The organism is Methylobacterium indicum, from assembly GCF_001043895.1.
GTDB lineage: Bacteria > Pseudomonadota > Alphaproteobacteria > Rhizobiales > Beijerinckiaceae > Methylobacterium > Methylobacterium indicum.
In genome coordinates this window covers 1-4407 of sequence record NZ_JTHF01000264.1, presented here as the reverse complement: position 1 = coordinate 4407, position 4407 = coordinate 1, and the positions used below count along the sequence as shown (strand labels likewise).

Genomic DNA, 4407 nt, shown 5'->3' with positions numbered 1-4407 from the left:
ACCGACCTGCTGCGCAGCATTGACCGGGAGCAGGTTCGAAACCACGGCCACGACGGACCGGCGGGAACCCGCCCTGCCGTTGAGCGGTTACATCGATGGATTTTCAGACCCGAGACTCCGCCTTCAGCCCCGCCGGCAGCCGCCGAGCGGGGCGTTTTTTTTCGATTGGACCTACGCTGCCAGGGCGGCCGAATCGACGGACGTCGCAGGGGCCAGCCAAGCGCTCAGTGTGCCGCGGTCGGGCGCGGTCTCGACCACGAGCGTCACTGTGTCTTCACAGCCTGCCCAAAGCGCCGAAGGTACTACCGCGTCCCCCGTCGTCCAGCGCCAGCTGCCATCCTGCACGAAGGAGAAGCCAGTCTTCAGCGCGGCACTGTCCATCGGCAGGGCGCGGATCACGCCATGGCCGTCGATCACCGAAATGCCCTGCACAGGCACACCGAGACGCCGCCCGTCGCCCGCGCCAACCCGCACCCGCTCAGGTACGAAGTGGCGCGACACGAGCCGCACGTCCTGCACCCCAGCCGGCAGGACGAAGCGCGCCGTCGTCCCATTACGCTCCGGCCGGATCGCCACGCCGTCCGCGACAACGTGGAGGTCATCCTCGTTGGTCAGGGTCCAGCCCAGCGCCTGGGCGCGGGCGATTAACCGGGTGCGAACAGCGTCGACGATCGGCCCGTCCTGCACCAGCGGCAGGCAGAAATCGTCCAGGGTAAGTGGGGCGAAGTCCGGGTGGAGCGTCATATGCTCGGCGGCGTTCTCGAAGCCGGCACGCACGCCGGTATCGAGGAAGCTCTCAGCTGGCAGCCCCTCAGCCAAGAGAATGTCGTGGCTGTCGAGCTCGACATGCAAGTAGGTGACTACCTCGACAGGCACTTGAGCAACGGTAGCATCGTTGAGGAGGTGCTTAACTGGAATCAGGACGTCGTCGAGAACGCTCACGCGCACGGAGTGGTCGGGTGAAAGCCAAAGGTCGCGGCTCGGAAGGCCTAAGCCGAATGCGTTCGCAAGGATACGGACCGGCCAAATGGCTTCCGGGCGGGGATGGCGGAAGCAGTTGAGGGAGCGGCGACCGATCCAGCGGATGGGCCGAACCTCGCCGGAGGCCGTGACGACGAGATCGCCTACGCGCAAAGTCTCAATCTCGACCTCCCTCGGGGTACCGTCAAAGGAGGCGCGAATTCGCGTTCCGCTGGCATAACAGAGGGTGACGGCCTGATCGTCGAAGCGTAAAGTCTGGAAGTTTGACAATTTATCCTGCACACCAACCGGTCGCGCGGATAAATCAGAGCTGGCAATGCGCGTCACTACTGTCGATCCGTTAGCCTGGACGATAGAATAGTCAGCTCTATTGCCCAATAAAACTGCAGTATTAGTCCCGCCGCCGCCATCTATGGTATTATCTTTTCCAACGTTGACAGTGCATATGTCATCGCCCGATCCGCAAACAACATTCTCGATATATGTCTTATCGTATATTGCAATATTATTCTTCAAACCGAGAGCGCTGCTGTAAGTGCCGGAATTTAAGTTCAGAGTTGCGGATTGGCCACTCTGGGATAAATCAAGGGCATTCCCCTTCGCTGCCGTGCCATAGACAGTGATGACCGGTTTAGTATTGGTTGCGAAGTCGAAATAAGGCTTGAGGCTGCCGGTGATCGTAGTGTTGTACCCAAATGTCTGAGCTGCATTGAGCGGCCCGTTCGTCTGGATTCCATAAAGACGCTGGACCGCATCAATATCGACTGGCATCCAAGTGGTTGGTACAGACGCAACCCCACCTGTCGTCCAATCAGTTGGTCCGAAAGGACTTGCATACGACGTCTTGTCGCTGGGGCCGAAATACGACATGATTGAGGAAATTTGGTTGTCATATGGACCAAGTTGTTGGGCCGGGGTGTTGGTGTTGTTGTAAGGACCGCCGTGTCCAAGTCCGAGGGCGTGACCCTCTTCATGTAGCGTCGTGTGAACGCCGTAGCCACCGTTCTGGTAGTCACCAAGTGATCCATGACCGCCGGTAGCCGTCGGACCCTCGGCAACGTTCCGAATGTCCATCGAAATCTTGACGTTGTTCCCGACCGGTGTCGCGATCGTACTAGAGCCGACGGGCGTAGGTGCGCCCTCTCCGGTCATCACCGCCTTTCCGTTCGTGTTTCGCTCGAATGTGATGTTGGCCGCATCAGCTGAGGTAGTCTGCTGGAATGAGATATTTGCGACCGCAGACCACATATCGAGTCCAGAGGACAACGAAGCCTGCTCGCTAGCACTCCAGTTCGAGCTTGGGGCAAAATAGTAGTTCAGAGTACCGCCGGACGTCCCAGCCGAGCTAGCTGCGCCCCAGTGGAATTGGGTGGACGTCGTACTGTAAGTATCTGGCGTATCACCTTTCCATGCCTCGAACGCTTGGCCAGCCAATGTTCCATTGGCGCTCACGCCCGAGAGGAATGAAACTTCCTGCTCACGAGTAGACGCAGAAGCGTTCGCCATTTGCCTATCTCAACAAAAGTTATTCTACGTTGTGCGCCACCTCAGATTCAGCAGGTCATGTTTCGACCAAGCCAACAATGAAGGGCACCCTATCCCCGCTACCAGTTCGAGGGAATTTTTTCCCGACGCAGCGTCCCAAAAACGTGCACTGCCGTCTCATGGCCTATCAAGTTGCGCACAAAAAGTTAGGTGTTGCATAGACGGTACGGATCGCGGCTTCCATGCTCCATAGCTACCCAAAGACGCATGACAGTTTCTGGTAGGCGTGCTCGACCGGGAGAAGTCCGGGGCGCTGATGGCGGCGATGGACGCCTGCAACAGCCGGTTCGGGCGCGGCGCCGTGGTGCCGGCTCGGGCGGGTCTGGTCGAAAAGCGCACCTGGTCGACGAAGTTCGAGATGCGCTCGCCGCGGTTCACGACGCGGTTGAGCGAGGTGCCGCGTGTATCGGCGGGGCTGTAAGCATGCCCGCTGCCGATTGTTTGCGAACAATTATCACGACTATCCGTATTCTCCGCCCTTATATAAGTTTGTGATTTACCAAATTAATTGCCAGATTTTACAAATTAAATGCAATATGAAAATCGTATGAGCTATTAAATAAAATATTCTATATGACGCGGGTCGATCATGAAGCTGTGTTAAAATATCCAGCTTGCATGATCATAAATCTTGGTTCAAAACTTCCATCATCTTTAGCTTTCATACCATTGAATATAATTTCAACGCAGCATTCTGTCTGACGGACGATTCCTTTATGATAAGTTGTTTCGTAAGTGGCTTTGGACCATATGACGAACTTCTTTTTCCGCTGTTTAAATAGCGCAAGGTCGTTGCCGTAAATTGCAACTTCAGGGCTTAGGACAGATATTCCCGGGCCGACAACACCGCCTGTAGAGGGGGCTTCCAAATCTTTATGCGGCAACTTAGCGTCTAGATCTAAAACACTAGAAATTATGGACGTATTCACGTTAATAGCTGGGCTACGTCCAGAGTTAATCCATGCAATATTGAACGTTATTGTCTCTTCGTGTATTTTTCCATATATTTCTGTGTTGCGAGTGGGCGCTATATTTATATTCATGAATGACAGCCATGCTCGTTCTGCGCCAACGGCATCCATGGCAGCTTGCGCCGCTATGGCTGCCGCCTTGTTTGCGCGCGCTGTGAAGCCTAATGTGACCACAACGAAAGCGACGCCGAGGGCGCCAATCACAGTTTGAGCGAGATTGTATTGCAAAGCCTCTTCAGCAGCATTTGCAACACGACGTTGAGTGCAAAGATCGGCCTCGGGCTGGTCTTTGGGCTTCCCGCAATCTGGCTCATAAATTTTGGTCTGAGCCGTACCTTGATCGGCAGTCTTCGTTTGGACGGATTGAACAACAATCCCGGTCTGAAACGATCCGGGTTTTTTCTCTTCGGACTGGGTGTTTTGCTGCTGGTTGTTGCTGTGCTGGTCGTTCCCTTGAGCTTGAGCGCATGCAAAGCCAGACAGCAGGATGAGAAGGGCCGAGACAGCCAAAAACTTTCGGTCTATCATTCTTTGTCCATCGGTTGGGTCGCATCTCCGATGGTGCACGAAGCCGGGCCGCTTGCACAAGCGCCCGGCTTCATTTTTTCAACCTACGATTTGCGGTCGTCTGCCGGCCCGGCAGATCAGACTGTCGCCAGCAGCACCGCCGTCTTGACCGCGTTCCGCTGCTGCGGCCCGGTCACACCCTCCCGCGCCAGCACCTCGACCGCGTAGGCGTGCGCCATGACGGCCGCGGCGACGTCGATGCTGCCCTTGCCGACCTCGACCGCCACCGGCTTCGACGGGTCCGCGAGATAGGCGGAGATCGCCGCGTCGAGCGCGTCGTCGGTGAGGAGCTTCGCTCGGTAGGCCTCGCCGCCCGTTACTTTTTGAACTCCCAGATCGGTAT

General features: G+C 56.5%; 4 protein-coding genes. 1 reads left to right on the top strand and 3 read right to left on the bottom strand.

Annotation, left to right across the window (positions count from 1 at the left end):
* Positions 1-171: 171 nt before the first annotated feature.
* Positions 172-2487 (bottom strand): Hint domain-containing protein, encoded by a 2316-nt coding sequence (locus QR78_RS33225; RefSeq protein ID WP_082171756.1) that lies wholly within the window; start codon positions 2485-2487, stop codon positions 172-174.
* 265 nt (positions 2488-2752) lie between these two features.
* On the opposite strand from QR78_RS33225, the gene QR78_RS26260 reads away from it, so the two are divergent.
* The gene (locus QR78_RS26260) at positions 2753-2947 is read left to right on the top strand and encodes a DUF4113 domain-containing protein (protein ID WP_048430550.1); all 195 of its coding nucleotides are present in this window, start codon (positions 2753-2755) and stop codon (positions 2945-2947) included.
* Positions 2948-3113: 166 nt separating this feature from the next.
* On the opposite strand, the gene QR78_RS34435 is transcribed toward QR78_RS26260, so the two are convergent.
* Together QR78_RS34435 and QR78_RS35145 are read right to left on the bottom strand one after the other, a co-directional pair.
* Positions 3114-4025, bottom strand: a complete 912-nt coding sequence (locus tag QR78_RS34435) for a hypothetical protein (protein WP_125901065.1) — start codon at positions 4023-4025, stop codon at positions 3114-3116.
* Between the two features lie 116 nt (positions 4026-4141).
* Positions 4142-4407 (bottom strand): hypothetical protein (locus tag QR78_RS35145; RefSeq protein WP_053221101.1); only part of this gene is annotated, 266 nt, incomplete at its 5' end.

Excerpts from the sequence above, each read along its gene's own strand:
- QR78_RS33225 (WP_082171756.1), bottom strand. The coding sequence starts at position 2,487 with ATGGCGAACGCTTCTGCGTCTACTCGTGAGCAGGAAGTTTCATTCCTC.
- QR78_RS34435 (WP_125901065.1), bottom strand. The coding sequence starts at position 4,025 with ATGATAGACCGAAAGTTTTTGGCTGTCTCGGCCCTTCTCATCCTGCTG.